This window comes from Streptomyces sp. CBMA291 (genome assembly GCF_014596525.1).
GTDB lineage: Bacteria > Actinomycetota > Actinomycetes > Streptomycetales > Streptomycetaceae > Streptomyces.
In genome coordinates this window covers 104,784-129,204 of the sequence record NZ_MSJP01000008.1, presented here as the reverse complement: position 1 = coordinate 129,204, position 24,421 = coordinate 104,784, and the positions used below count along the sequence as shown (strand labels likewise).

Annotated in this window: 20 protein-coding genes and 2 pseudogenes; 16 read left to right on the top strand and 6 right to left on the bottom strand. The window is 73.4% G+C overall.

Annotated features, from left to right (window positions below; translation table 11 throughout):
• Positions 1-67: 67 nt before the first annotated feature.
• Complete coding sequence (locus BU197_RS01935; RefSeq protein ID WP_188266383.1) at positions 68-562, top strand: SCO4402 family protein; 495 nt, start codon at positions 68-70, stop codon at positions 560-562.
• Positions 563-608: 46 nt separating this feature from the next.
• Positions 609-1,460, top strand: a complete 852-nt coding sequence (gene purU, locus BU197_RS01930; protein ID WP_188266382.1) for a formyltetrahydrofolate deformylase — start codon at positions 609-611, stop codon at positions 1,458-1,460.
• A gap of 125 nt (positions 1,461-1,585) precedes the next feature.
• Here purU and BU197_RS01925 read toward each other — a convergent pair whose 3' ends face one another.
• Both BU197_RS01925 and BU197_RS01920 read right to left on the bottom strand, forming a co-directional pair.
• On the bottom strand, positions 1,586-2,749 hold the full coding sequence (locus tag BU197_RS01925) for a maleylpyruvate isomerase N-terminal domain-containing protein (RefSeq protein WP_317452074.1): 1,164 nt from the start codon (positions 2,747-2,749) through the stop codon (positions 1,586-1,588).
• Positions 2,746-3,327, bottom strand: a complete 582-nt coding sequence (locus tag BU197_RS01920) for a sigma-70 family RNA polymerase sigma factor (RefSeq protein ID WP_188266381.1) — start codon at positions 3,325-3,327, stop codon at positions 2,746-2,748. Before BU197_RS01920 ends, BU197_RS01925 begins: the two co-directional genes overlap by 4 nt.
• A 199-nt stretch (positions 3,328-3,526) precedes the next feature.
• Between BU197_RS01920 and BU197_RS01915 the strand changes: the two are divergent.
• Positions 3,527-3,892: pseudogene (locus BU197_RS01915) on the top strand (STAS domain-containing protein); the annotation flags it as partial.
• Between the two features lie 76 nt (positions 3,893-3,968).
• On the opposite strand, the gene BU197_RS01910 reads toward BU197_RS01915, so the two are convergent.
• On the bottom strand, positions 3,969-5,495 hold the full coding sequence (locus BU197_RS01910) for a class I adenylate-forming enzyme family protein (RefSeq protein ID WP_188266379.1): 1,527 nt from the start codon (positions 5,493-5,495) through the stop codon (positions 3,969-3,971).
• A gap of 150 nt (positions 5,496-5,645) precedes the next feature.
• Between BU197_RS01910 and BU197_RS01905 the strand changes: the two genes are divergently transcribed.
• From BU197_RS01905 to BU197_RS01890, 4 genes are all read left to right on the top strand, one after another.
• Positions 5,646-6,836: an amidohydrolase family protein gene (locus BU197_RS01905; RefSeq protein WP_188266378.1), complete on the top strand. Its 1,191-nt coding sequence runs from the start codon at positions 5,646-5,648 to the stop codon at positions 6,834-6,836.
• The gene (locus BU197_RS01900) at positions 6,836-8,089 is read left to right on the top strand and encodes an acyl-CoA dehydrogenase family protein (RefSeq protein ID WP_188266377.1); all 1,254 of its coding nucleotides are present in this window, start codon (positions 6,836-6,838) and stop codon (positions 8,087-8,089) included. Before BU197_RS01905 ends, BU197_RS01900 begins: the two co-directional genes overlap by 1 nt.
• A 5-nt stretch (positions 8,090-8,094) precedes the next feature.
• Positions 8,095-8,982: an acyl-CoA dehydrogenase family protein gene (locus tag BU197_RS01895; protein WP_188266376.1), complete on the top strand. Its 888-nt coding sequence runs from the start codon at positions 8,095-8,097 to the stop codon at positions 8,980-8,982.
• Between the two features lie 366 nt (positions 8,983-9,348).
• Positions 9,349-9,798 carry an ATP-binding protein gene (locus BU197_RS01890; protein ID WP_188266375.1) on the top strand — a complete coding sequence of 150 codons (450 nt, stop codon included), beginning with the start codon at positions 9,349-9,351 and terminating at the stop codon, positions 9,796-9,798.
• Between the two features lie 247 nt (positions 9,799-10,045).
• On the opposite strand, the gene BU197_RS01885 is transcribed toward BU197_RS01890, so the two are convergent.
• Positions 10,046-10,972 carry a cyclase family protein gene (locus BU197_RS01885; RefSeq protein WP_188266374.1) on the bottom strand — a complete coding sequence of 309 codons (927 nt, stop codon included), beginning with the start codon at positions 10,970-10,972 and terminating at the stop codon, positions 10,046-10,048.
• Positions 10,973-11,073: 101 nt separating this feature from the next.
• Between BU197_RS01885 and BU197_RS01880 the strand changes: the two are divergent.
• The 4 genes and pseudogenes from BU197_RS01880 to BU197_RS01865 form a co-directional block, all read left to right on the top strand.
• Positions 11,074-11,985, top strand: a pseudogene (locus tag BU197_RS01880) (SDR family oxidoreductase); the annotation flags it as partial.
• A gap of 242 nt (positions 11,986-12,227) precedes the next feature.
• The gene (locus tag BU197_RS01875) at positions 12,228-13,286 is read left to right on the top strand and encodes an alcohol dehydrogenase catalytic domain-containing protein (RefSeq protein ID WP_188266373.1); all 1,059 of its coding nucleotides are present in this window, start codon (positions 12,228-12,230) and stop codon (positions 13,284-13,286) included.
• Between the two features lie 125 nt (positions 13,287-13,411).
• The gene (locus BU197_RS31180; protein WP_188266372.1) at positions 13,412-15,652 is read left to right on the top strand and encodes an FG-GAP repeat domain-containing protein; all 2,241 of its coding nucleotides are present in this window, start codon (positions 13,412-13,414) and stop codon (positions 15,650-15,652) included.
• A 486-nt stretch (positions 15,653-16,138) separates the two neighbouring features.
• Complete coding sequence (locus BU197_RS01865) at positions 16,139-17,389, top strand: MFS transporter (protein ID WP_223182762.1); 1,251 nt, start codon at positions 16,139-16,141, stop codon at positions 17,387-17,389.
• On the opposite strand, the gene BU197_RS01860 is transcribed toward BU197_RS01865, so the two are convergent.
• On the bottom strand, positions 17,347-18,330 hold the full coding sequence (locus BU197_RS01860) for a GlxA family transcriptional regulator (protein ID WP_317452073.1): 984 nt from the start codon (positions 18,328-18,330) through the stop codon (positions 17,347-17,349). The two genes, BU197_RS01865 and BU197_RS01860, sit on opposite strands and share 43 nt — an antisense overlap.
• A 312-nt stretch (positions 18,331-18,642) precedes the next feature.
• Between BU197_RS01860 and BU197_RS01855 the strand changes: the two genes are divergently transcribed.
• The 5 genes from BU197_RS01855 to BU197_RS01835 all read left to right on the top strand — a co-directional run bounded on the left by BU197_RS01855 (position 18,643) and on the right by BU197_RS01835 (position 23,717).
• Positions 18,643-19,857, top strand: coding sequence for an MFS transporter (locus tag BU197_RS01855; protein ID WP_188266479.1), 1,215 nt, complete (start codon positions 18,643-18,645; stop codon positions 19,855-19,857).
• 108 nt (positions 19,858-19,965) lie between these two features.
• Positions 19,966-21,276, top strand: a complete 1,311-nt coding sequence (locus BU197_RS01850; protein ID WP_223182761.1) for an MFS transporter — start codon at positions 19,966-19,968, stop codon at positions 21,274-21,276.
• A gap of 74 nt (positions 21,277-21,350) precedes the next feature.
• Positions 21,351-21,878 (top strand): DUF6879 family protein, encoded by a 528-nt coding sequence (locus BU197_RS01845; RefSeq protein WP_188266370.1) that lies wholly within the window; start codon positions 21,351-21,353, stop codon positions 21,876-21,878.
• A gap of 50 nt (positions 21,879-21,928) precedes the next feature.
• The gene (locus tag BU197_RS01840; RefSeq protein WP_188266489.1) at positions 21,929-22,087 is read left to right on the top strand and encodes a hypothetical protein; all 159 of its coding nucleotides are present in this window, start codon (positions 21,929-21,931) and stop codon (positions 22,085-22,087) included.
• A gap of 271 nt (positions 22,088-22,358) precedes the next feature.
• Positions 22,359-23,717: a trypsin-like serine peptidase gene (locus tag BU197_RS01835; protein WP_188266369.1), complete on the top strand. Its 1,359-nt coding sequence runs from the start codon at positions 22,359-22,361 to the stop codon at positions 23,715-23,717.
• Between the two features lie 20 nt (positions 23,718-23,737).
• On the opposite strand, the gene BU197_RS01830 is transcribed toward BU197_RS01835, so the two are convergent.
• Positions 23,738-24,352 (bottom strand): flavin reductase family protein, encoded by a 615-nt coding sequence (locus BU197_RS01830; RefSeq protein WP_188266368.1) that lies wholly within the window; start codon positions 24,350-24,352, stop codon positions 23,738-23,740.
• Positions 24,353-24,421: the final 69 nt, after the last annotated feature.

Genomic DNA, 24,421 nt, shown 5'->3' with positions numbered 1-24,421 from the left:
TGGCGCGGGGGGCGGGGCCCTCCGGGGGTGGCGGCACCGTTCGGACGTCGGACCGTACGATCGAAGGATGTCCAGTCCAGCGAACCCTTCCCGCCGCGGCCGTCGCTCCTCCACCATAGGCGGCATGCCGCTCAACGACATGCCGTGGTGGCGCTGGCGCAGCAACGTGCGCTCCGCGCTGCACATGCTCTCCGACCCCGGGTTCCACGAGACGACCTGGCTGGCCGGCCAGGAGGGGTACGGCGACGTCACCGACGCCGTCTACCGCCTGGTCGAGGACACCTGGCTGGACAACTGGTCCGCCGAGAAGTACGTCGGCGCCATCTTCCGCGACACCACCGAGGCGGCCCTCGTCGACGTCGCCGTCCGGCGGGTGGTCCGCATCCTGCACCAGGTGGGCCCCGACGCGCCCGTCTCCGCCTACCTCGGCCACCCCGGCTGGCCCGAGGCCGTCCATGCCGCCCGCGAGGCCCACGTACGCCTCGCGCGGGCCGACGGGGAGGACCCCGACGCGCCGCCGCGCTCCCTCGACCTGCTCCGCGTCATGACGCGGTCCGTCTGACGGACGGCAGGCTCCGCGGCGCCCCCGGGTGTGGCAGGCTGACGGGATGACCGACCAGTACGTCCTCACCCTCTCCTGCCCCGACAAGCAGGGCATCGTGCACGCCGTGTCGAGCTACCTCTTCATCACTGGTTGCAACATCGAGGACAGCCAGCAGTTCGGCGACCGCGACACCGGGCTCTTCTTCATGCGGGTCCACTTCTCCGCCGAAGCGCCCGTCGACGTGGAGAAGCTGCGCGCCAGCTTCGCCGCCGTCGGCGACTCCTTCGTGATGGACTGGGTCATCAACCGCGCGGACCAGCCCATGCGGGTCGTCCTGATGGTGTCCAAGTTCGGCCACTGCCTGAACGATCTGCTCTTCCGCTCCCGGATCGGCGCGCTCCCCGTGGAGATCGTCGCCGTGGTCTCCAACCACACGGACTTCGAGGAGCTGGTCGGCTCCTACGGGCTGCCCTTCCGGCACATCCCCGTCACCAAGGAGACCAAGGCGGCGGCCGAGGCGGAGCTGCTCGACCTCGTCCACGAGCAGCAGGTCGAACTGGTCGTCCTCGCCCGCTACATGCAGGTCCTCTCCGACGACCTCTGCACGAAGCTCTCCGGGCGGATCATCAACATCCACCACTCCTTCCTCCCCAGCTTCAAGGGCGCCAAGCCCTACCACCAGGCGCACGCGCGCGGCGTGAAGCTGATCGGCGCGACCGCCCACTACGTGACGGCCGACCTCGACGAGGGCCCGATCATCGAGCAGGAGGTCAAGCGCGTCGGCCACGAGGTCACCCCCGACCAACTGGTCGCCGTCGGCCGGGACGTGGAGTGCCAGGCCCTGGCCCGCGCGGTCAAGTGGCACGCGGAGCGCCGCATCCTCCTCAACGGACGCCGCACGGTCGTCTTCGCCTGACACACCGGACCTGACCGGGACCGGCCGCCCACCGCGCGCCGGTCCCACCGCAGGCCGCTCCCGGCGCGGGCAGGTCCCACCGCGCGCCGCCTCCGGCGCGGCCCCTCCGGCGCGCGCCGCTCCCGCTACAGCCTGCTCAGCGAAGCCGCCGCGCACAGGACGTCGCGGATCGCCTCCCGGTCCCCGTCCTGCCCCACCGCCGCCTCCTCCGGCGAGACGTGCCCCGCCACCAGCTGGCAGAACTCCACCCCGTCGAGCGCCACCTGCGCCACCGCCTGGTCGGGCGAGCCGATCGCCGCCGGGGAGTCCAGGGCGATGTACCAGTGCCCGCCGCCCGCTCCCTCCACCTCCAGATGGAGCGAACGGCCCGGCGCGCCCGCCTCGACGAGACCGCGCGGCGGGGACGCGAGCCCCGACCGGCGCCGTCCGGCGAGCGCCGCCGGGAGCAGCCGCGCCGCCAGGTCGATCATCCCGTGCAGATGGACGCTGCTCGGCGGGGCGTACGGATAGTCCACCGCCGTCGCGATGTCGTCGGCGTGCACCCAGCACTCGAAGGCGCGCTCCAGGAGCGCGTCCCGCAGCGGCAGCGCGAAGTCCTTGTAGGTGACCGTCAGGTCCGCCACGCCCCGGCCCGCGAACGAGACCGTGCGGATCAGGGTGTGGCTCTGCTGCCGCCAGGGCCCGCGCAGGGTCCGGCCCGCCGGGCGGTCGAGCCCGGACCAGAAGGCCTCGGTGCGCTCGGTCGGCGACAGCTCCGGGGTGCCCGCGCCCAGCGGGTCGTCGAGCCCGAGGGCCGAGGAGACCACCCCGTCGACCGCCATCAGATGCCCGAGGACCCCGGCGACGGTGGCCTTGCGGTGCGACGGCCGGTCGTCCTCGTACCAGCGGAGCCGTACCGGCGCGTGCCACTCGGCCTCGCCGATGTCCCGGAGCAGCGCGTCGAGCCGGGCGGTCTCGGCGTCGTACGGGGTGACCCACTCCGGTATGGGGATACGGGCGGGGCGGCGGCCCAGGCAGTTCTCCAGGACGCGGGAGCGCAGCAGCGGATCGAGGTCCAGATCGCGGTCCTCGTGGAGGAGCGACACCGCGTCGCGCAGCCGCAGGGCCTCGTCGGCGCAGGGCGCGCAGGAGGTCAGGTGCTCCTCGACGGCCTTGCTCTCCCCGGCCGAACACGCGGAAAGCGCCCAGGCCCCCAGCAGGGACTTGAGCACTCCATGGGTGAGGGCCGGTTCGACGGGCCGCGGTTCCACCCCGGGCCCCTCCTCGGTGTCGTCGTGCGCTCCGGTCACAGCGCTCGTCCGTAGCCGGGCGGTGCGCCGCCGTCGAGGGCCCGGGTGTGGGCGGTGGAGAGCAGCTGGAGCCCGAGGCGGAGACGGCGTCGTGCCTCGTCCTCGGTGACGCCGAGGTCGGCGGCGGTCTGGCGGTAGTCGCGGCGCTGGAAGTAGGCCAGGTCGAGGGCGGCCCGCAGGGGGGTCGGCATGGAGGTGACGATGTAGTCGGCGCGGGCGGCGACGGAGGCCTTGAGCACCTTCTGCTCCAGTTCCTCCGCGGAGCCCCGGCCGGTCTCCGCGTACGCCGTGGCCTCGTCCTGCCGGAGCCGGTGCACGGCCTGCCGCTGGGCCTCTCCGGCGATCCAGGAACGCATGCTGCCCTGCCGGGGGTCGTAGGCGTGGGGGTTCTCCCAGAGGGAGACGAAGACCTCGCGGGTGATCCGGTCGGCCGCCTCGTCGTCGTCGAGGACGCGGTGGGCGAGGCTGTGCACCAGGGAGGCGAACCGGTCGTACAGCTCGCCGAGCGCCGCGGCCTCGCCGCGGGCCAGGCGCTGCTGCATCCTGCGGTCCCAGCGCAGTGGTGTCTCCGTCGCCATCCGGCCCTCCAGCCCTCCCCGCTTCCCGGCGGCCCCCGGACACGGTCTCCGGTCGCCGTTTTCTTCCAAAGTAGTGGCCTGACCGGAGGACCACGTCGGTTTGCCGCAAGTGCGCCCTTGACGCGGGCCCGGATGGTAAGGAAAGCGTCATCCGCCGTTTCAGGGGTTTCGTCCGTTCCCGTCGGGGCAAGCGGGGTCCGTGACGACGATCGAGGTCGACGAGGACGAGTACGGCGCCTGGACGGTGCTCCGTGTGCGCGGGGAGATGGATCTGATCACCTCTCCGTCGATACGGCGCCGGGTGCACGACGCCGTCGCGGGCGGCCGCCACGATCTGGTGGTCGATCTGTCCGCCGTGCGGTTCTGCGACTCCAGCGGGGTCGGCGTGCTGATCGCGGCCCGCCGTCTGCTGCGCTCCTGCGGCGGACGGCTCCGGCTGATCCTGCCGGAGGACGGGGAGGAGCACGTCGGCCGGGTGCTCGCCGCGCTCGGCGTCCGCCGCCTCTTCGAGGTGTACGCGAGCGTGCCCGAGGCCCTCACGGCGACCCGGGCCGACGCGCCGCCGGCCGGTCCCGCCGCCCGCTCCGCACCCGGTCCCGCCGCAGGCCCCGCGCCCGGTCCCGCCGCAGGTCCCGGGCCCGTCAGTCCCGTCCGGCGGGTCGGCGTCCGGCGCCGAAGCGCTCCCTGAGCCGGTACTTGAGGACCTTCCGCAGGGTCTCGTTGCGGGGCAGCGCGTCCACCACCTCAAGGCGCTCCGGCAGCTTGTGCGGGGCGAGCCCGGCCGCCCGCAGGAAGGCGGTCACCGCCGGGAGGTCCAGAGGGGCGGCGCCCGGGGGCTGTTCGACCACGGCGCAGACCCGTTCGCCGCGCTCGGGGTCCGGCAGGCCGATGACGGCGGCGTCGCCCACGCCCGGGTGCCCGTGGAGGAGGTCCTCGATCTCCTTGGCGGAGATGTTCTCGCCCTTGCGGATGATGACGTCCTTGATCCGCCCGGTGAGGACGAGATGGCCGCTCGGGGTGAGCCCGCCGAGGTCCCCGGTGCGGAGGAAGCCGTCCTCGTCGAAGGCGGCGGCGGTCTGCGCCGGGTCGAGATAGCCCCGGCAGACGGCCTCGCCGCGCAGCAGGACCTCGCCGGAGCCGCTGATCCGGATCTCCATCCCGGCGGGCGGGCGCCCCTCGGTGGTCGCCAGGTTCTCCGGGGTGTCCTCCGGGTCGCCCATGGTGATCATGGGGACCTCCGTCATCCCGTAGCCGTGGGTGAGCTGGCAGCCCAGCTCGGCGCGCACGGCGTGGTAGATCTCCGGGGGCTTCGGCGCGCCGCCGCCCGCGAGCAGCCGGAGGGTGGGGATGAGCGGGGTGCCGGGGTCCTCGCGCTGTCCGGCGAGGAACATCGCGTAGAAGGCGGTGGAGCCGCCCGCGACGGTCACGCCGTGCCGCCGGTACTCGTCGAGCGCCCCGGGCAGCGCGAACCGTTCGATCATGACGGCGGGGAAGCCGTAGAGCAGCAGCATCACCGTGTAGTCGGGCCCGGCGATGTGCGCGTAAGGGAAGGCCATCGAGCCGACGTCGGCGTCGGTGAGCCGCAGCGCGTGGGCGAGGCAGGAGCCGCCGGCGAGCAGGGACCGGTCGGTGTGCAGGACGCCCTTGGGGTCGGAGGTGGTGCCGGAGGTCCAGTAGATCCAGCGGACGTCGGTCCCGGAGGAGGGCGGCGGGGGCAGCACCGCCGGATCGCCGTCCGGGAGCGTCCCGTACGCCTCGAAGACCCCGCGCGCGCCGAGCCGCCGGGCCAGGGCGGTGTGGTCGAAGCCGCGCCAGACGCCGGGGACGGCGAAGAACTCGGCCCGTGAGGCGCGCAGCGCGAAGCCGGTCTCCTTCTCCCGGTAGAAGGGCAGCACCGGGCTCTGTACGGCGCCGAGGCGGGCGAGTGCGAAGGAGAGCAGGGCGGTCTCGATCCGGGTGGGCAGCTGCCAGGCGACGACCGTGCCGGGCCGCACCCCCATGGCGTACAGCCCGGCGGCGCACCGCTCGGCCCGGTCGCGCAGCCCGCCGAAGGTGAGGACCCGGTCGCCCTGGAGGAGCACGGGCCGGTCGGGGGTGAGGGCGGCGCGGCGTTCGACCAGCTCCCAGAGCGTGCGGGAACCGCTCAGGGCGTGTGCGGTGGCGTTCATGCCCGTACCCCCTCGTAGCCGAATGGCTGACGACACGTCAGATCGTGCGGAGAGCGTAGAGGTCCGGTCCTTGTCGGTCCAGGGGCGCGGGGCTAGCCTGATGCCGCCGAGATCTGACGGGTCATCAGAAATCCTGGAAAAGGAGGGGCCGTGACGGACCTGCCCCGCATCATCAGCGTCGACGACCACGTGATCGAACCCGCCCACCTCTTCGAGACCTGGCTGCCCGCGAAGTACCGCGACCGGGGACCCCGGCCGCTCACCGCCGGAATCGGCGAGCTGGCCTACGTCGGCGGCAAGTACCGGATCACCATGGACCCCGAAGGGCCCCCCGCCGACTGGTGGATCTACGAGGACCTGAGGTTCCCGTACAAGCGGAACATCGCCGCCGTCGGCTTCGACCGCGACGACATGACCCTGGAGGGCATCACCCGCGCCGAGATGCGCCCCGGCTGCTGGGACCCCGCCGAACGCCTCAAGGACATGGACCTCAACCACGTCGAGGCCTCCCTCTGCTTCCCCACCTTCCCCCGCTTCTGCGGCCAGACCTTCGCCGAGGCCCATGACAAGGAGGTCGCCCTCGCCTGCGTCCGCGCCTACAACGACTGGATGGTCGAGGAGTGGTGCGGCGACAGCGGCGGCCGGCTCATCCCGCTCTGCGTCATCCCGCTCTGGGACATCCGCCTCGCCGTCGCCGAGGTCCGCCGCAACGCCGCCCGGGGCGTCAGGGCCGTCACCTTCTCCGAGATCCCCACCCACCTCGGACTGCCCTCGATCCACACCGGCTACTGGGACCCCTTCTTCGCCGTCTGCCAGGAGACCGGCACCGTCGTCAACATGCACATCGGCTCCAGCAGCCAGATGCCCGCCGCCTCCCCCGACGCCCCGCCCGCCGTCCAGGCGTCCCTCAGCTTCAACAACGCCATGGCCTCGATGATGGACTTCCTCTTCAGCGGCGTCCTCGTCCGCTTCCCCCGCCTCACCCTCGCCTACAGCGAAGGCCAGATGGGCTGGATCCCGTACGCCCTCGAACGCGCCGACGACGTCTGGGCGGAGCACCGCGCCTGGGGCGGCGTCCGCGACACCGTCCCCGAGCCCCCCTCCACGTACTACTACCGGCAGATCTTCTGCTGCTTCTTCCGCGACAAGCACGGCATCGCCTCGCTCGACGCCGTCGGCCGCGACAACGCCACCTTCGAGACCGACTACCCGCACGTCGACTCGACCTTCCCGCACACCCGGCAGGTCGCCCTCGACCACGTCCGGGGGCTCGACGACGAGACCGTCTACAAGCTCATGCGCGGCAACGCCATCCGCATGCTCGGCCTCGGCATCGTCTGATGGACCTCACCGCCACCCCCGAGGAGCAGGAGTACCGCGCCCGGCTGCGGGCCTGGCTCGCCGCCACCCTGCCCACCCTCCCCGCCCGCCCCGACCCCCTGGACTGGCCCGCCCGCCGCGCCTACGACTGCGGCTGGCAGCGCAGGCTGCACGAGGCGGGATGGGTCGAGGGGTACGGGAGCGGGGACGGGTCCGGGGGCGGGTCCGGGTCCGGGGGCGGGTCCGGGTCCGTGTCCGGGGACGGGGCCGGGTCCGGGTCCGGGGACGCCGATACGGGTACGGGTACGAGTACGGGCGCGGGTGTCTCCCCGGCCCAGCGGCTGATCTTCCTGGAGGAGACCGAGCGCGCCGGAGCCCCCTACGTCGGCGCCAACTTCGTCGGACTCCTCCACGCCGGGCCCACCATCGCCGCCGAGGGCACCCCCGAGCAGCGCGCCCGCTGGCTCGGGCCCATCCTGCGCGGCGACGAGGTCTGGTGCCAGGGCTTCAGCGAACCCGGCGCGGGCTCCGACCTGGCCTCGCTGCGCACCCGGGCGGTCCGGGACGGCGACGCGTACGTCGTCACCGGCCACAAGATCTGGACCTCCCACGCCGAAGTCGCCGACTGGTGCGAACTCCTCGTCAGGACCGACCCCGACGCCCCCCGCCACCGGGGCATCAGCTGGCTCGCCCTGCCCATGGACGCCCCCGGCGTCACCGTACGGCCGCTGCGCACCCTCGCCGGGTCCACCGAGTTCGCCGAGGTCTTCCTCGACGAGGTCCGCGTCCCCGTCACCCACCGGGTCGGCGCCGAGAACGACGGCTGGCGCGTCACCCTCGTCACCCTCTCCTTCGAACGCGGCACCGCCTTCGCGGGCGAGGTCGTCGCCTGCCGCCGCCTCCTCGGCGAACTCGCCCGCACCGCCCGGGAGAACGGCACCTGGGACGACCCCGTCCTGCGCCGCCGCCTCGGCAGGCTCTCCGCCGAGTTCCGCGCCCTGTGGCGGCTGGTGCAGGCCCAGGTCAGCGAGGCCCAGGCGACCGGCGGAGTGCCCGGCACCGGCGGCTCCGTCTTCAAGCTGCACTACTCGCACGCACGCCAGGAGCTGTACGACACGGCCGCCGACGTCCTCGGACCCGACGCGCTCGACCTCGACCGGCCCTGGAACCTCGACCGGCTCTCCTCCCTCGCCTACACGATCGCGGCCGGCACCTCCCAGATCCAGCGCACCATCGTCGCCGAGCGCCTCCTCGGCCTGCCGAAGGGCCGGTGACCACCGTGGACTTCCGACTCACCGAGGACCAGAAGGCGCTGCGCAGGGGCGTACGGGAGATGCTCGCGCGCCGCTTCGACCGGGCGGCCCTGCGGGCGGCCGTCGACGCCCCGGCGCTCGACCGGAAGCTGTGGCGGGAGCTGGGCGCCGCCGGGTTCTTCGCCCTGCGGCTCCCCGAGGAGGAGGGCGGGGTGGGGCTCGGGCTGCCCGAGGCGGTCCTGCTCTTCGAGGAGGCGGGCCGGGCCCTGCTCCCGGGCCCCCTGGTCGCCACCCATCTCGCGGCGGGAGGCGTCCCCGGGGCGGCGGAGGGCACCACCGTGGTCACCGACGTCTCCGAAGGGCTCGTGCCCTGGCTGACGGAGTCCGACGTGGTACTCGGCGACGCCTCGGGCGCGGTGCCGATCCGCCCGGTCGACCCGCTGACACCGCTGCACCGGGTGCCGGGCCGGTTCGCGGGGGACACGGCTGGTCGGGCCGTCGGTCCCGCCGTCGGTCCCGCCGTGCTCCTCACCGCCGCCGAGCAGGTCGGAAGCGCGCGGTGGAGTACGGAGGCGGCCGTCTCGTACGCCCGGGAGAGGGAACAGTTCGGGCGCCCGATCGGCGGCTTCCAGGCCGTCAAGCACCTGTGCGCGGGGATGCTGGTGCGGGCCGAACTCGCCCGCGCCGCCGTCCGCGCGGCCTCCCTCACCGCCGACCCCGCCGAGATCGCCGGGGCGAAACTGCTCGCCGACACGGCCGCCACCGGAAACGCCCGGGACTGCCTCCAGGTCTTCGGGGGCATGGGCTTCACCTGGGAGGCGGACGTCCATCTGCACCTCAAGCGGGCCTGGGTGCGGGCCGCGCTCCGGCTGCCCGCCGCCCGCGCGGAGGAGGCCCTGGCCGCCGCGCTCTGACCCGGAACCGGTCGCGCTCCGCTTTCGCCGGGTCACGGAACGTCGATACCGGGTTGTGTCCTTCGGCCGGGCCGTCACGGACCGGAGTCGGCTTCCGGCTCCGGTACGCTCCGTCGAGTGCGAGTGCTCGTTGCCCCGGAACGTCCCGGTGTCGCCCCGGAGGCGGCCCCGTGGGAGGGTATGTCCGCTTCTCGTGCCCGGCGTTCGACTCCCCGCGACGTGCGTCGCACAGTATGGACCATGCGTACTCCTTCGCGCTGGAATATGCCCGAAGCGCTTGTTGCGGTGTCTGCACGCCAACCATGCTGTCCCGTAAGGGAATCACGTTCCGTGAAGGTGTGTCCGCCGGTTCGGATGGTGTGAGCGGTGCAGGTGCTTCAGGTTCAGTTGGAGGTCGGGGCCGACCCGGCCGAGGTGGGGCGAGCCAGGAGGTGGGCCCGCTCGCGGCTCGCCGGCTCGGGCATAGGCGAGGACGAACCGCTGGCCGAGACGCTGGTGCTGATCGTCTCGGAGCTGGTCACCAACGCCGTGGTGCACACCGGCTGCCCGGCCGTGCTCCGGATGCTCTTCGCCGCCGAGGGATCGGTACGGGTCGAGGTCTCCGACCGCAGCTCCCGCCCGCCGCTGCCCCGGCACGCGCTGGGCGACGACACCAACGGGCGCGGCCTTGAGCTGGTGGACGGACTCGCGGACCGGTGGGGCTGGGAGCCCGAGGGGGCGGGGAAGAGCATCTGGTGCGAGATCGACCGGGCCCCGGCCCCGGTGCCGCCCGCGCGCGAGGAGGGCGCCGTGTCCCCCGGACGGGTGCCGTGTTGACGGTTCGTCCAGTTTTGTCCACCCTGGATGAGTGATTCGCGGTGAGGGGAGCCGAGGGCCGCACGGCCTGGCGCGTCTGCCGGGCGGGCGCCCTCGGCGCGAGCGGATCGCGGCCGGGTGGCGGGATCCGCGCCGCGCTCGGGGCGCGCGCGGACACCGCCACCGACCGGTCGCCCGGGGCCGCGCGCCGTTCTCCGTACCCCTCGCACCGTCCCCGTGGAGCCCGCGCCGTTCTCCGTCTCCGCGTCTACAGAACGGCCACCGGAGCCACCGGGGTCCCCGTGCCGCCGACGAAGGGTTCCGGCATCGCGGAGAGCAGGAAGGCGTAGCGCCGTTCCTGTGCACAGGCTGTGGACAGTTCCTCCAGGTTCCAGTTCTGCCCCTGGAGCATCCCCATCTCCACCAGGTCCAGGGCGTGCACCGGCATCCACAGGTCCTCGATCTCCGGCGGGAAGATCTCGAAGGTGAGCGTGTCGTTGGCGACGGCGGCGACATCCCGCGCGTGGAACCACTCCGGGGTGCGGACCGAGAGCCCGGGTGACGGAAAAGCGTACCCGTGCCGGTCCCCGGCCAGATACGTCCGCAGTTGCCCGGTGCGGACGAGCACCACGTCACCGGGGCGTACGGTCACCCCGCCGAACTCCGCCGCCTCGTCCAGGTCCTCCGGGGTGACCGCGTGCGAGCCCGGCAGCCGTTCGAGCCCCTTCGCGGCGGCCACGTCGAGCAGCACACCGCGCGAGACCAGATGGCGGGCGGTGTGGATACCGCTGAACGCGGAACGGCCGTGCGGGGTGACGGTGGCGGCGGGGCGCCCGTTGTAGATGCGGCCCGAGTGCGAGACATGCGTCAGGGCGTCCCAGTGGGTGCCCGCCTGAAGGCCCAGGGTCACGGCGTCGTCGCTGGTGGCGACCGTACCGGGCCCGAAAAGCTCTTGGTTGACCTGGACCATCACATGCAGTGGGTTGACCCGGCCGGGGATCACGCCGGTCTGGACGCCGTCCTGCTTGAGGTCGACGGCGAGCGGGATCCGCAGCCCCGAACGGACGGTGGCGACGGCCTCCCGTACGACCTCGTCGGTGACCAGATTGAGCGTGCCGATCTCGTCGTCCCGGCCCCAGCGGCCCCAGTTGTTGACGCGTGCGGCGATCTCGTGGAAGGCGGCGGGCAGAGACATCGGGGCCTCCGGGGGCTTGTTCTCCGGTATCTGACGGACCGTAGAATCCGGACCACGAACGAATCTAACGGACCGTCAGAAATTGCGGGAAGGGGCCGGGCGTGGGGAACTTCTTGGCTGGCAAGGTCGTCGCCGTGACGGGCGCGGGGCGGGGCATCGGCCGCGCCGTCGCCCTCGCGTGCGCGGCGGAGGGCGCGAAGGTCGTCGTCAACGACTACGGGGTGTCGATCGAGGGCGGGGAACCGACATCGGAGGTCGCCCACGCGGTGGTGAAGGAGATCGAGGCGGCGGGCGGCGCGGCCGTCGCGGTCGCCGACGACATCGCGACGATGGCGGGCGGACAGCGGGTCGTGGACGTGGCCCTCGCCGCGTACGGACGGCTCGACGGGGTCGTCTGCGTGGCGGGCATCCTGCGCGAACGGATGCTCTTCAACATGACCGAGGAGGAGTGGGATCCGGTCGTCGCGACCCATCTCAAGGGCACGTTCACGGTCTTCCGGGCGGCCTCGGCGGTGATGCGGCGGCAGGGCGGCGGCACCCTCGTCGGCTTCACCAGCGGCAACCACCAGGGCTCCGTGGCCCAGGCCAACTACTCCGCCGCCAAGGGCGGGATCATCTCACTCGTCCGCTCGGCGGCGCTCGGCCTCCACAAGTACGGCGTCACGGCCAACGCGGTGGCCCCGGTGGCGCGGACCCGCATGTCGGCCAACGTACCGATGGAACTGAAGGAGATCGGGGAGCCGGAGGACGTGGCCGCACTCGTCGTCTACCTCCTCTCCGACCGGGCCAGGGAGGAACGGATCACCGGGCAGGTCTACACGATCGCGGGCCCCAAGATCGCGGTCTGGGCGCAGCCGCGCGAACTGCGGGCGGGCTACGCGGAGGGCGGCGGCTGGACCCCCCAGCGCATCGCCGACTTCCTGCCGGGCACGGTGGGCACGGACCCGATGCCGATGCTGGCCCGCCTTGAGGAGATGGCGAGGGCGGCGGCGTCGGGGGACCGGCCGAACGCGCGGGCGGACGCGGGGTCGGATGCCCGGCCGGACGCCCGGCCGAGTGCGGGGGAGCCGGTCCCGGGCCCTGGTGCGGTTCCGGGCTCCGGAGCGGCTCCGGGATCTGACACGGGCTCGGTCTCCCGCGCGGCTTCGGTCTCCCGCGCGGCTTCGGTCTCCGGTACGGCTCCGGTCTCCGGTGCGGCTCCGGCGGCGGGTCCCGGCTCCGGCGCGGCCTCCGGCGCGGCCCCCGGTGGTGCCTCGTGAGGGGCGTGGTCTTCGACGGGAAGCGGGTCCTCGTCGTCGACGATCTGGAGGTGCGGGACCCCGGTCCCGGCGAGGTGCTGGTGGCGGTGGCCGCCGCCGGGCTCTGCCACAGTGATCTGTCGGTCGTCGACGGGACCATTCCGTTCCCGGTGCCGGTGGTGCTCGGGCACGAGGGCGCCGGGGTCGTCGAGGCGGTCGGTCCCGGGGTCGTCCATGTCGTCCCCGGCGACCACGTGGCCCTGTCCACGCTCGCCAACTGCGGTGCCTGCGCGGACTGCGACCGGGGGCGGCCGACCATGTGCCGCAAGGCGATCGGGCGGCCGGGCCGGCCGTTCACCCGGACCGGCGACGCCCGGCCGCTCCACCAGTTCGCGTCGAACTCGTCGTTCGCCGAACGGACGGTCGTCAAGGCGGTCCAGGCGGTACGGATCCCCGAGGATATCCCGCTGACCTCGGCCGCCCTCATGGGCTGCGGGGTGGTGACCGGGGTCGGGGCCGTACTGAACCGGGCGCGGGTCGGCCGGGGCGAGAGCGTCGTCGTCCTCGGCACCGGGGGCGTCGGGCTCAACGTCCTCCAGGGCGCCAGGATCGCGGGCGCGCTCACCATCGTGGCCGTGGACACCAACCCGGCGAAGGAGGCGGCGGCCCGCCGGTTCGGCGCCACGCACTTCCTCCCCTCCGCCGGGGCGGTCCGGGAGATCCTGCCGACCGGCGCCGACCACGTCTTCGAGTGCGTCGGGCACACCGGTCTCGTCCGCACCGCCGTCGACCTGCTCGACCGGCACGGGCAGGCGATCCTCCTCGGGATGACCGCGCCGAAGGCGGAGGCGGCGTTCCTGCCCGCCGCGATGTTCCTGGACAAGTCGATCCTGGGCTGCCGCTACGGCTCCGCCCGCCCCCAGCGGGACATCGCCCTCTACGCCGAGCTGTACCGCTCGGGCGCCTTGCTGCTCGACGAACTGGTCACGGCCACCTATCCGGTGGAGGACTTCGCACGGGCCGTCGAGGACGCGGCGGCGGGGCGGGTGGCACGGGGGGTGCTGACCTTCTCGTAACCCGTAGTGGTGGCGCCCTGACGTGCGGATACATCGAGGATCCGTACAACCATCCGTCCTGTCGTGAGTCATACGGGACGGACGGCGTGCACCCGGCAACCGGCGTCCCCAGGAGGAATGATCACGTGACCCTTTTCCGCCCGGCCCGGCGTCGGCTCACCGCGGCCGTCACCACCGTTCTCGCCGTCACCCTCGGCGCGGGCGCGCTGACCGTCTCCGCGAGCGCCGTCCCGGCGGTGGCGGGAGCCTCCGCGGCGGGTACGGCGTCCGCCGCCGCGGCCCCGATCCCGTACCCGGCGGACGACAGGCTGGCCGGGGTCGGGGTGAACGGCATCCTCACGTACTCGCCCAAGGACAAGGCGACGACCTGGCGTCCGTACGCGGGCGAGCCCGGCTGGTCGTCCCCGGGCTACTTCGGCCTGTACTCGACGCGGACCCAGGACTACCAGGTCCAGGAGGACAAGGGCCAGAGAGTGGTCAGGCAGCGGCTCGCGGGCGCGGGCGGCGGCTTCGACCGGACCGTCTCCATCGGCGACACGCCGGACGGGTACGTGAGTTACGCCGGCGCGGCGGCCGACGCGGTCTTCACGACCGTGCGGACCTCCGAGGGCACCGTGCTCCGCAAGCACACCTGGACGGGCTACACGAAGAACGTGACACCGGTGGCCGGGCTTCCCGGGTACGCGTTCAGCGTCCAGGTCACCCAGGGGACCCCCGGCCTCGCCGAGATCGCCTTCCTCGGAAAGGACAACGAGCGCCAGTGGGGTCTGATCGACCTCGCGGAGAACACCGTCGAGGAGATCCACGACGGGCTCACCGGCTACGGCACGGGCACCACGACGCACGTCGCCTGGTCCGAGCAGGGGGCGGGCGACCAGCCGAGGGTCTTCGTCAAGAAGCGGGCCGACGGCACCGTACGGGAGGTCCCGGTGGCGAAGGGGCCGCTGGGCGGCGGTTCCTTCCTGACCGCCGTGCTCGGCGACTGGGTCGTGTACGGGCAGCAGGAGGGCCTGGGCACATCCCTCCCCAGCGTGCACTACCCCCTCACCGCCTACAGCCTCACCACCGGGAAGAGGGTGAAGCTGCTCGACCAGGCCGACAGCCTCTCGTACACCCCGGACGGCGACCTCTACGCGACCGGCGGCCTCGTCGGGCGGGACCAGGGCGCCTACCGCGTCTCGATCGCCGCCGACGGAACCCCGAAGACCGAGCAGATCGCGACGAACGGCAAGCGCACGGAGCTGGTCCTCACCGACGTCGCCGTCCCGCCGAACGTCCTCGACCTCGACCGGAACAAGGGTTTCACCTTCCGCTGGCAGGCCTCCCGCGGCGTCGAGAAGGCCACGCTGACCCTGCGCCACCTGCGCACCGGCAAGATGCAGACCTTCACCTCGGAGCGGGACCGCGACCCGGCGTTCGCGTGGACGGACGGCGCCTGGTCCACCTCGTCCCACTCCGGAAGCCAGCAGCTCCACAACGGCGACTACGCCTGGGAGGTCGTCGTCACCCCGGGCAACGGCATCGGCCCCGCCGCCGTCCGCAAGGGGCAGCTCAAGATCGTCCGGAAGGCCGTGCCGCACGACTTCAACGACAACGGCACCCCCGACCTGCTCAGCCGGGACTCCGTCGGCCGCCTCTGGCGCCACGACCTCTACCGGGGCACGGTCGGCGAGCAGCCCGGCATCCACCCGGGCGAGCCGGCGGCCGTCATGGGCCGGGGCTGGGGCATCTACGACCGGATCGAGGCGGCCGGAAACCTCGGCGGCGCGGCCCACGGCGACCTGCTGGCCCGGGACAAGGCGGGCGTCCTCTGGCTCTACCTGGGCACCGGCACCGGAGGCGTCACCGAGCGGATCAGGATCGGCGGCGGCTGGGGCGTCTACGACAGGATCGTGGCCGGGAGCGACCTCACGAGCGACGGGCGCGCGGACGCCCTCGCCGTCGACAAGTCGGGCGCCCTCTGGCTCTACGCGGGCACCGGCGACTACAAGAGGCCCTTCGCCGCGCGGAAGCGGATCGGCCACGGCTGGGGCGTCTACGACGACATCGCGACCGTCGGGAACATCGCGGGCGGCCCGGCGGGCGACCTCGTCGCCCGCGACAAGTCCGGCGTCCTGTGGCAGTACCTCGGCAAGGGCGACGGCACCTTCGCGGCCCGTACGAAGGTGGGCGGCGGCTGGAACACGTTCACCCGGGTCGTCGGTGCCGGAGACGTCGACGGCGACGGCCGCCCCGACCTCCTCGGCATCAGGCCCGGGGGCGCGCCCGCGCTGTACAAGAGCACGGGCGACTGGAAGGTCCCGTTCCGACCGGCGGAGAAGACGCACGCGGACCTCTCGACGAACGGGCTCGGGCTGGTCTTCTGAGGGGGCCACCGGGCGCCGAGGAGGGGAGCGCGCCTGGCCGCCGGGTCATCCGTAGGGGGCGCCCCTGACGCTGGGTGGGGGGCGGGGCTTCCGTAGGGGGGAACCCGGGCGTTGGGTGGGGGCGCGGGCTTCCGCAGGGGGGCAACCCGGGCGTTGGGCGGGGCCGAGGTCTCCCGTAGGGGGAACCCGGACGCTGAGCGGGGCCGGGGGTCTCCCGTAGGGGGCAACCCGGACGCTGGGCGAGGTCGGGGCCCCCAGGGGCAACCAGGGTGCCGTGTGGGGCCGGGGCTCTCCCGTAGGGGAGGCACCCCGGCGCTGAGCGCGAGCAGGGGCGCCCCCGGGTGCTTCCGGTGGCGGGGACGCCCCTGACGCCATGCGGGGCCGGGGGCTCCCGTGGGTACTTCCGGTGACAGGGGCTCCCGTAGGGGAAAGCCCGCCCCCGACGCACTCTGGGCAGCAGGCGGGTCCTCCCCTACGGTCCTGGACATGTCCTATCGCGCGCTCGTCACCCGGCCCGTGCTCGTCTGGTCGGCCGTCGCCGTCACCGGGCGGCTGCCCGTCGCCATGGCGCCGCTCGCGCTGGTGTTCCTGGTACGGGAGCAGCCCGGCGGGTACTCGTACGGCGCGGTGCTCGCCGCCGCCTACGTCCTCGGGGAGATCGTCGGCGCGCCCGTCCTCGGCATGCGGATGCGGGCCGAGCGGGCCCGGCCGCAGCTCGTCGCCGGGCTCGTGGCGGGAGCCGTCGGGTTCCTCGGCGTCGGGCTCTGGCCCGGCGCCCACCCCGCCGTCCTCTGCGCGCTCGCCGCGCTCGCGGGCGGCGGGCCCGCCGCCGTACCCGGCGGACTGCGGGCCCTGCTCACCGGCATGGTCCCGGAGACGTCCGTCACCCAGGCGATGAGCTGGGAATCGGTCCTCACCTTCGGTATCTGGGCCGCCGCGCCCGCCCTCACCACCGGGCTCGCGCTCGCCGTCGACCCCGCCCTGCCGCTGCTGCTCGCTGGGACGGCCATGGCCCTCTCGGCGACCGGGCTGCGGCTGCTCCCTGCGGGCTGGGCCACCGGACCGCAGGAGCGGGGCGCCGCCGTCCGCCGCGCACTGCTCGCCGCCTGGCCCGTGTACCTCATGGGCGCGGGGGCGTTGACCCTGCTCGCGCTGGCCGAGCTGATGCTGCCCGCGCTGCTCGAACAACGCGGTATCGGGATCGGCTGGGCGGGCCCGCTGCTCGCCGGGTTCTCGGCCGGTTCGGCCGTCGGCGCGTTCCTGTACGGGCTGCGCGGGCGCTGGCCCGGCCGGCTTCCGGCGCAGTCGGTGCTGCTGACGCTCGGGGTGACCGCCGGGGTCGCGCTCGTGGCCGTGCTGCCCGGCGCGGCGGGCATCGGACCCGCCCTCGCGGGCGCCGGACTGCTCATGGCCCCCGCGATCCTCACCCGCAACCTGATGCTCCGGCAGGTCCTGCCGCCGTCCGCGCTCGCCGCCGGATACTCCGTGATGTACGCGGCCGTCGGCGCCGGATACGCCCTGAGCGGCACCCTCGCGGGCGGGCTGCTCAAGGTGGCGGCCCCGTCGACGGCGATCCTCTACGGGGTGACCCTGACGGTCCTGCTGACCCTGGCGGGCGCGCTGGGGGAGCGGCGGGTGGCCGGGCGCGGGGACGGGCGTGCGGACCGGCGTGTGGACGGGCGGGCGGCCGGGGTTCAGCCGGAGACCGTCGCTCCGGAGCGGAAGGTGCGCCGGTAGGACGTCGGGGTCACCCCGATCGCGCTCATCAGGTGCACCCGTAGGGACTGGGCGGTGCCGAAGCCCGCGTCCCGGGCGATCCGGTCGACGGGCAGTCCGGTGGTCTCCAGGAGATGCCGGGCCCGTTCCACCCGCTGCTGGGTGAGCCACTGGCCGGGGCTGATGCCGACCTCGTCGCGGAAACGCCGGGTGAAGGTCCGTACGCTCATCGCCTCCCGCTCGGCGAGGTCCCGCAGTTGGAGCGGTTCATGCAGATGGGCGAGGGCCCAGGCGCGGGCGGCGGTCGTGGTGTGGGTGCCCTGCTCGGGCAGCGGGCGCTCGATGTACTGGGCCTGGCCGCCGTCCCGGTGTGGTGGTACGACGGTTCCGCGGGCCACGTCGTTGGCGACGGCCGTGCCGTGGTCGCGGCGGACGATGTGCAGACAGAGGTCGATCCCGGCGGCCACGCCCGCCGAGGTGAGGACGTCGCCGTCGTCGACGAAGAGGACGTCCGCGTCGACCCGGACCCGGGGGAAGAGGCGCTGGAAGTGCGCGGCGGAGGCCCAGTGCGTGGTGGCCGGGCGCCCGTCGAGGTATCCGGCGGCGGCGAGCACGTAACCCCCGGTGCAGATGGAGACGAGCCGGGTGCCGGGCCGGATGTGGGCGAGCGCGGCGGCGAGTTCGCCGGTGAGCCTGCCCTCGTCGTGGACCGGGCCCAGCTCGTAGGAGGCGGGGACGACGACGGTGTCGGCGGTGGCGAGCGCCTCGGGCCCGTGCTCGACGTGGATGGAGAAGTCGGCGTCCGTGGGGACGGGCCCCGCGATCGGGGAGCAGGTGAGGATCTCGTACAGGGCGTTCCCCCCGGTGTCCCGGGCGCGGCCGAAGATACGGTGCGGGATGCCCAGCTCGAAGGGGAGGAGACCGGGTAGGGCGAGGACGACGACGCGGTGCGGCGACGGCACGGGTGGCGCTCCCTCCGAAAATCGGTGGTGGTTCAGACCAATCGCTGATAGCTGTTCGTGTCCGTGACGGACAACACGTACAAGTCTGAGACTCCTGAACGGATTCCCACACCGGTCTTGCCGGTCGACCCGGCGGACCCGGCCTTGCCGGTGGACCCGGCGGACCCGGTCTTGCCGGTCGACCCGGCGGACCCGGCCTTGCGGGTGGACCCGGCGGACCCGGCCTTGCCGGTCGACCCGGTCCCGCCGGTGGCCCTGGCCTCGTCGGTCGACCCGGTCCCGCCGGTGGACCCGGCCGCCCCGGCCACCCCGATGGCGAAGCCGGTCACGCCCGCCCCGCCCCCGCTGTGGAACCGTAACTTCCGGCTCTTCTTCGTCGCCCGTGCGGTCGCCGTCTTCGGCGAGGGGACCGTCCCGGTCGCCTTCGCCGCCGGGCTTCTCGGCGCCGGACGCCCCGGCGCCACCGTCGGCTACGCGCTCGGCGCGTGGACCGCCTCCTTCGCGCTCCTCGTCCTCTTCGGCGGCGTGCTCGCCGACCGGTTCACCGCCCGACGGATGATGATCCTCGCCGATCTGCTGAGGCTGCCCGGCATGGGAATCCTCGCCGTCTCCTTCGCGCTCGGCAGCCCCCCGCTGTGGGCGGTCTACACGCTCTCCGCCCTCAGCGGCGTCGGCGCCGCGCTCTTCCAGCCGGGCGTCGCCTCCACGATCCCGCGCATCGCCCCCGACGTGCAGCGGGCCAACGCCGTACTGCGGGTGGTGGAAGCCCTGATGACGATGGCGGGCCCGGCGGCCGCGGGTGTCCTCGTCGCCGTCTGGAACGCGGGCGCCGCCTTCGGCGTCATCTGCGTGACCTTCGCCGTCAGCGCCCTCTGCCTCGGCCTGATGCGGCTCGTGCCGATTCCCTCGGACTCCCTGCGGCGGGACTCGCTCCGGGTCGAACTCGTCCTCGGCTGGCGGGAGTTCACCTCCCGATCCTGGCTCTGGGGGGTCATATGCATCTGGACGGTGTACGGGCTGACCGTCGCGGGCCCCATGGTGCCGCTCACCGCGAGCCTGGTCACGGCGGACCACGGGGCGGCCACGTACGGCGTGCTCATGGCCGTCAACGGGGCGGGCAGCGCCCTCGGCGGCCTCCTCGCGATCCGGGTCCGCCCCCGCACCCCGCTCGCGGCGGGCGCGGTCGCCCTCCTCGGGCTCCCCGTCAACCTGATGCTGCTCGGCATGGGCGCCCCGGTGCCGCTGCTTGTCGCGGGCCAGTTCATCGGCGGGACGGCCTTCGCGTTCTGGCTGGTGATGTGGTCGACCTCGGTGCAGACACACGTACCGCAGGAGGCGCTGAACCGGATGCACGCGTACGACGTGGCGGGCTCGCTCCTGATGATGGGCGTGGGACGCGCGCTCTCGGGCCCGGTGGCGGCGGCGGTCGGCACGGAGACGGTCCTGCTGACGGGCGCGGGGATCGCGGTCCTGGTGGTGTGCGCACTGCTGTCGGTACGACCGATCAGGACGCTGGGCCGGGCGTAGGGCCGGACGGCCGGACGGAGGGGTGAAGGGGGGCGATGGCCCGATCCCTTCGAAAGCTGTCATTCGGGCCAATGGCCGGGCGTGGGGCGGGCCGGAATGCTCGATGGCATGGCACAGACAACCGAGACGCCGGCAGCCCGTACGCCCCAGGGCCCGGCCCCCCGTACCCCCCGAGTCCACCGCGCCTGGTTCGTCGCGGCGGTCGCCTTCGTCACGATCATCGGCGCGGCGGCCTTCGCCTCCCTGCCGGGACTGCTGATCGAGCCCCTGCACGCCGAGTTCGACTGGTCGCGGGGCACGATCGGCTTCGCCGTCTCGGTGAACCTGGCCCTCTACGGGCTCACCGCCCCCTTCGCCGCCGCGCTCATGGACCGCTTCGGCATCCGCAGGGTCGTCGCCTGCGCCCTGACGGTGATCGCCATCGGCTCGCTGCTCACCGTCTGGATGACGGCGGCCTGGCAACTGGTCCTCTTCTGGGGCGTGTTGGTGGGGCTCGGCAGCGGGTCGATGGCGCTGGCGTTCGCGGCGACCGTCACGAACCGCTGGTTCGTCGCCCGGCGGGGGCTCGTGACCGGCATCCTCACCGCCGCCGGGGCGTCCGGGCAGCTGGTCTTCCTGCCGCTGCTGTCCTGGCTGGTGGAGCACCACGGCTGGCGCCCCGCCGCCGTGACGGTCGCGCTGTCCGCGCTCGCGGTGGTGCCCTTCGTCTGGCTGCTGCTGCGCGACCACCCGGCGGACGTGGGCGTCGCCCCGTACGGCGGGGAGTACGCGGAGAAGCCCGCCCCGGTGCCGGGTGCGGCGCGCCGCGCGGTCACCGTCCTCCTGAAGGCGGCGAGGACGGGCCCGTTCTGGCTGCTCGCGGGGACGTTCGCGATCTGCGGCGCCTCCACCAACGGCCTGGTCAAGACCCACTTCGTACCGGCGGCACACGACCACGGGATGCCCGTCACGGCGGCGGCGGGACTGCTCGCCGTGATCGGCGTCTTCGACGTGGTCGGCACGATCGCCTCGGGCTGGTTCACCGACCGCTTCGAAGCCCGCAGGCTCCTCGCCGTCTACTACGCGCTGCGCGGGATATCCCTCCTGTTCCTGCCGATGCTGCTGGCCCCCACCGTGCATCCGCCGATGCTGTTCTTCATCGTCTTCTACGGCCTGGACTGGGTGGCGACGGTCCCCCCGACGATCGCCCTCTGCCGCGAGCACTACGGCGAGGACTCGGCGATCGTCTTCGGCTGGGTCCTCGCCTCCCACCAGGTGGGCGCGGCGGCAGTCGCCTTCGCGGGCGGCGTGGCCCGAGACGTCTTCGGCACCTACGACGTGGTCTGGTACGCCTCGGGCGCCCTGTGCGCGGCGGCGGCACTGATGGCCCTGGTGATCAGACGCCCGGGGCCGAGGGCCACGACCCCGGGTTTCCCGTAACGGAAACCCGAACCCCTTGTCAGCCGTGGGGGAGACCGGGAACATCGGACGGGGCACCCGACGGAAGGTGACGCGTGACCATCTCGTCTAAGACACTGGGCGACTGGCTGGGGGAATTCGACCGGGAGGCTTTCCGGCTGGAGACTCTGGACGACTACAGCAAGTCCGGTGGCGTCGACGCCTATCGCGCGTATCTCGCGGGCGAGCCGCAGCCGGAGGCGTACAAGGCCGCAGGCTGGACGAAGACCGTCGAGAAGGCGACCCGCGCGGGCAAGCGGATCTACCGCGTGCACATCCTCTCCCGTCCCCTGACGGACTACCTGCGCTTCGAACTCTCCTGGGGATACCGCCGGAACATGGCGGTGGGCGAGGAGTTCTTCATCCTGGACACCACGGGCGGGGAGAATCCCCTCCCGGACGCCCCGGACTTCTGGCTCTTCGACGAACGGACCGTCGGAGCCATGGAGTACGACGCGGAGGGCGCGTACCTGGGGGCCGAATTCCTCGGGGAGAGCCACCTCGCCAGATTCCTCGCCTACCGGGACACGGCCATGGCACGGGCCGTGCCCTTCCCCGAATGGTGGGCCGCGTACGGGGAGTGAACGGATCCAGCTTGGGCCCCGGTCACCGGGAGGCCGTGGCCGTCTTCCCGGTGACCGATGCGCACAGCGCCGTCGAACGCCTCGCCTGGGGCGGCGACGTGTCCCTCGGCCACTACCTGGAAGGCACCGCCTTCCACTCGCTCGCCCTGGCCACCTGCTCGCCGAACCACACCACACCCGACCTCCCCTGCCCCGCCCGACAGGGGTGAAGGACCCGTCTGGCGTGGAGTGGACAACCCGGTACGGGCCGAGCGCGGTGATCGCGCCAATGTCGTCCGGGCGGCCGGGGCCTCCTCGGCGGTACGGCGGCCGGTGTTCGCAGTTCACTCGGCCGTACGGCCGTGGGGTGCCGGTTCCGGGAGGGGCGGGGCGGCGGCGTGAATCGTGTGGTGGTTCTTCCCCGGTGGTCCCGGTGGCCGTGACGATCGCGGCACGGGGGGCGCGATCGGCGAGCCCCCATGTCCGCGGGGAGGAAGCGGGATGAGGCGAGCGGTGTACGGGGCCCGATCGCGGGGCGGGGACCGGCTGGTGCGGGGAGCGCTGGTGGCGGTGGCCCTGGCGGGGCTCGGGCTGACGGCCGTACCGGCGTCGGCCGTCGGGCCGGAGCGGGTGGCCGGCCGGGCGGGGTCCGGGGTGGCGAGCGGCGCGAAGGCGGGTGCCGCCTCGGGCGCGTACGGGACGGGGGACGCCCGGTCGATCGCCTCGACCCGGTACGACACGGGGGTCGACACCCCCGCCGAGGCCCGGCTTGTGGAGCAGGTCCACGGCGAGGGCGGGCGGGCCGACGCCCGGCTCACGGCGGCGCTGCCGGAGGGGCACGTCGTGTCCCGGACGGTCGGCACCGCACGGATGGGCGGCCCGGCCGGGTCGGTCGCTCCGGCGGCACCCGCGCCCGGGGGAGCCGCCTCCCATCAGACGGCAACCGGTGGAGCCACCTCCCGGCAGGCCACCTCCGGGGAAGCCACCTCCCGGCAGGCCACCTCCGGGGAAGCCGCCTCCCGGCAGGCCCCGTCCGAGGGAGCCGCCTCCCGGCAGCCCGTGACCAAGCAGTCTGCTTCCCGGGCCTGGGCCCAAGGGCTCTCTCCCTCTCAAATCCAGGGTATCGAGCGGGAGTTCGCCCCCGAGATCGCGGCGGACACCGCCCTCATCCGTACCGTCGGAAAGGTCGAGTACGTCGATCCCCGCTTTCCGAAGGAGACCCAGTGGTGTTCCGCCGCTTCCATCAACAGCCCGTCGAAGATGATGGTGGCGACCGCCGGGCACTGTGTCGCCGTCGGTGGCAGCGGGAACGGCGGGCCGCCCGATGACGACCGGATCTGGATGCAGGGCTGGGTCTTCATCCCCGCCTACAACACGGGCGGTCAGCTCGCGCCGTACGGGAAGTTCACCGCCAAGTCCTTCCTGACCTTCGACTACTGGGTCGACGGCGGCGGCACCCCGTACGACTTCGCACTGGTCACCGTGAATCGGAACGCGGCGGGGCAGCGGGTGGTCGACGCGGTCGGCGGCAACGGCATGTCGTGGAACTACACCGACGAGGAGGACCTGCTCATCGCCGGGTATCCGCTCTGGTACGACAGCGGCTATACGCAGTACCAGTTCGCCGGGCGCACCAAGACCTCCTCCCTACAGAGCGCCAACATCATGATGGAGGGCGCGGGCTTCGACGGCGGTGGCAGCGGCGGGCCCTGGCTGCGGGCCTACAACCCCGCCACGGGACTCGGGAACATCAATGGTGTGACGAGCTACATCCACAACGGGTCCAGCAACAACAACGACAGCCCCTACTTCGATGCGGGCATGAAGAGGCTGTGGGACCTTCAGGGGTCGGTGACCTGACCCGGCGGAAGGGACGGGTGTCAGTCGGCCAGGCTGCCGAACCGGCCCCGGTGGAAGAGGAGGGGGGCCGCCCCGCCCTCCTCCTCCGCTCCCAGGTCCGCCACCCGGCCCACCACGATCAGATGATCGCCACCCGTGTGCACCGCATCGATCGCGCAGTCGACCCAGGCGGGCGCCCCGGCGAGGCGGGGCGCCCCGGTCGCCGGGGCCGGGGTCCAGTCGACGCCCGCGAACTTGTCCGCGCCGCGCACCGCGAAGGCGCGGCACAGCTCCGCCTGCCCGGCGCCCAGGACGTTGACGCAGAAGGTGCCCGCGGCGGCGATCCTCGGCCAGGTCGTCGACGTACGGGCCACCATGAAGGCGATCAGCGGCGGGTCGAGCGAGAGGGAGGCGAACGACTGGCAGGCGAAGCCCGTCGGGCCCCGGTCGTCGAGGGCGGTCACGATCGTGACGCCGCTGGCGAAGTGGCCGAGGACGCGGCGGAACGCGGCCGGGTCGACGGGCGGCCGCTCGTCCTCCCGTACCGCGCGCAGGGCCGGCCGGGGCAGTGGTTCCACGGCCGTCGGCGAACCGGCCGCTCTCAGGTGTCGGACGGCGCTGGCCGCCATCCCCGCGTGTCCCATCACGCTCCTCATTGAAACTGACGGGTCGTCACATGGGAAGCCCCCGGGGCGGCGGACCGTGCCGTCGCCCCGGGGGCCGTA

Coding starts and splice junctions, on each gene's coding strand:
- BU197_RS01865 (WP_223182762.1), top strand. CDS start 16,139: ATGTCCTATCGCGCGCTCGTCACCCGGCCCGTGCTCGTCTGGTCGGCC.
- BU197_RS01910 (WP_188266379.1), bottom strand. CDS start 5,495: ATGAACGCCACCGCACACGCCCTGAGCGGTTCCCGCACGCTCTGGGAG.
- BU197_RS01855 (WP_188266479.1), top strand. CDS start 18,643: ATGGCGAAGCCGGTCACGCCCGCCCCGCCCCCGCTGTGGAACCGTAAC.
- BU197_RS01830 (WP_188266368.1), bottom strand. CDS start 24,352: ATGAGGAGCGTGATGGGACACGCGGGGATGGCGGCCAGCGCCGTCCGA.
- BU197_RS01835 (WP_188266369.1), top strand. CDS start 22,359: ATGAGGCGAGCGGTGTACGGGGCCCGATCGCGGGGCGGGGACCGGCTG.
- BU197_RS01900 (WP_188266377.1), top strand. CDS start 6,836: ATGGACCTCACCGCCACCCCCGAGGAGCAGGAGTACCGCGCCCGGCTG.
- BU197_RS01920 (WP_188266381.1), bottom strand. CDS start 3,327: ATGGCGACGGAGACACCACTGCGCTGGGACCGCAGGATGCAGCAGCGC.
- BU197_RS01885 (WP_188266374.1), bottom strand. CDS start 10,972: ATGTCTCTGCCCGCCGCCTTCCACGAGATCGCCGCACGCGTCAACAAC.
- BU197_RS01935 (WP_188266383.1), top strand. CDS start 68: ATGTCCAGTCCAGCGAACCCTTCCCGCCGCGGCCGTCGCTCCTCCACC.
- BU197_RS01850 (WP_223182761.1), top strand. CDS start 19,966: ATGGCACAGACAACCGAGACGCCGGCAGCCCGTACGCCCCAGGGCCCG.
- purU (WP_188266382.1), top strand. CDS start 609: ATGACCGACCAGTACGTCCTCACCCTCTCCTGCCCCGACAAGCAGGGC.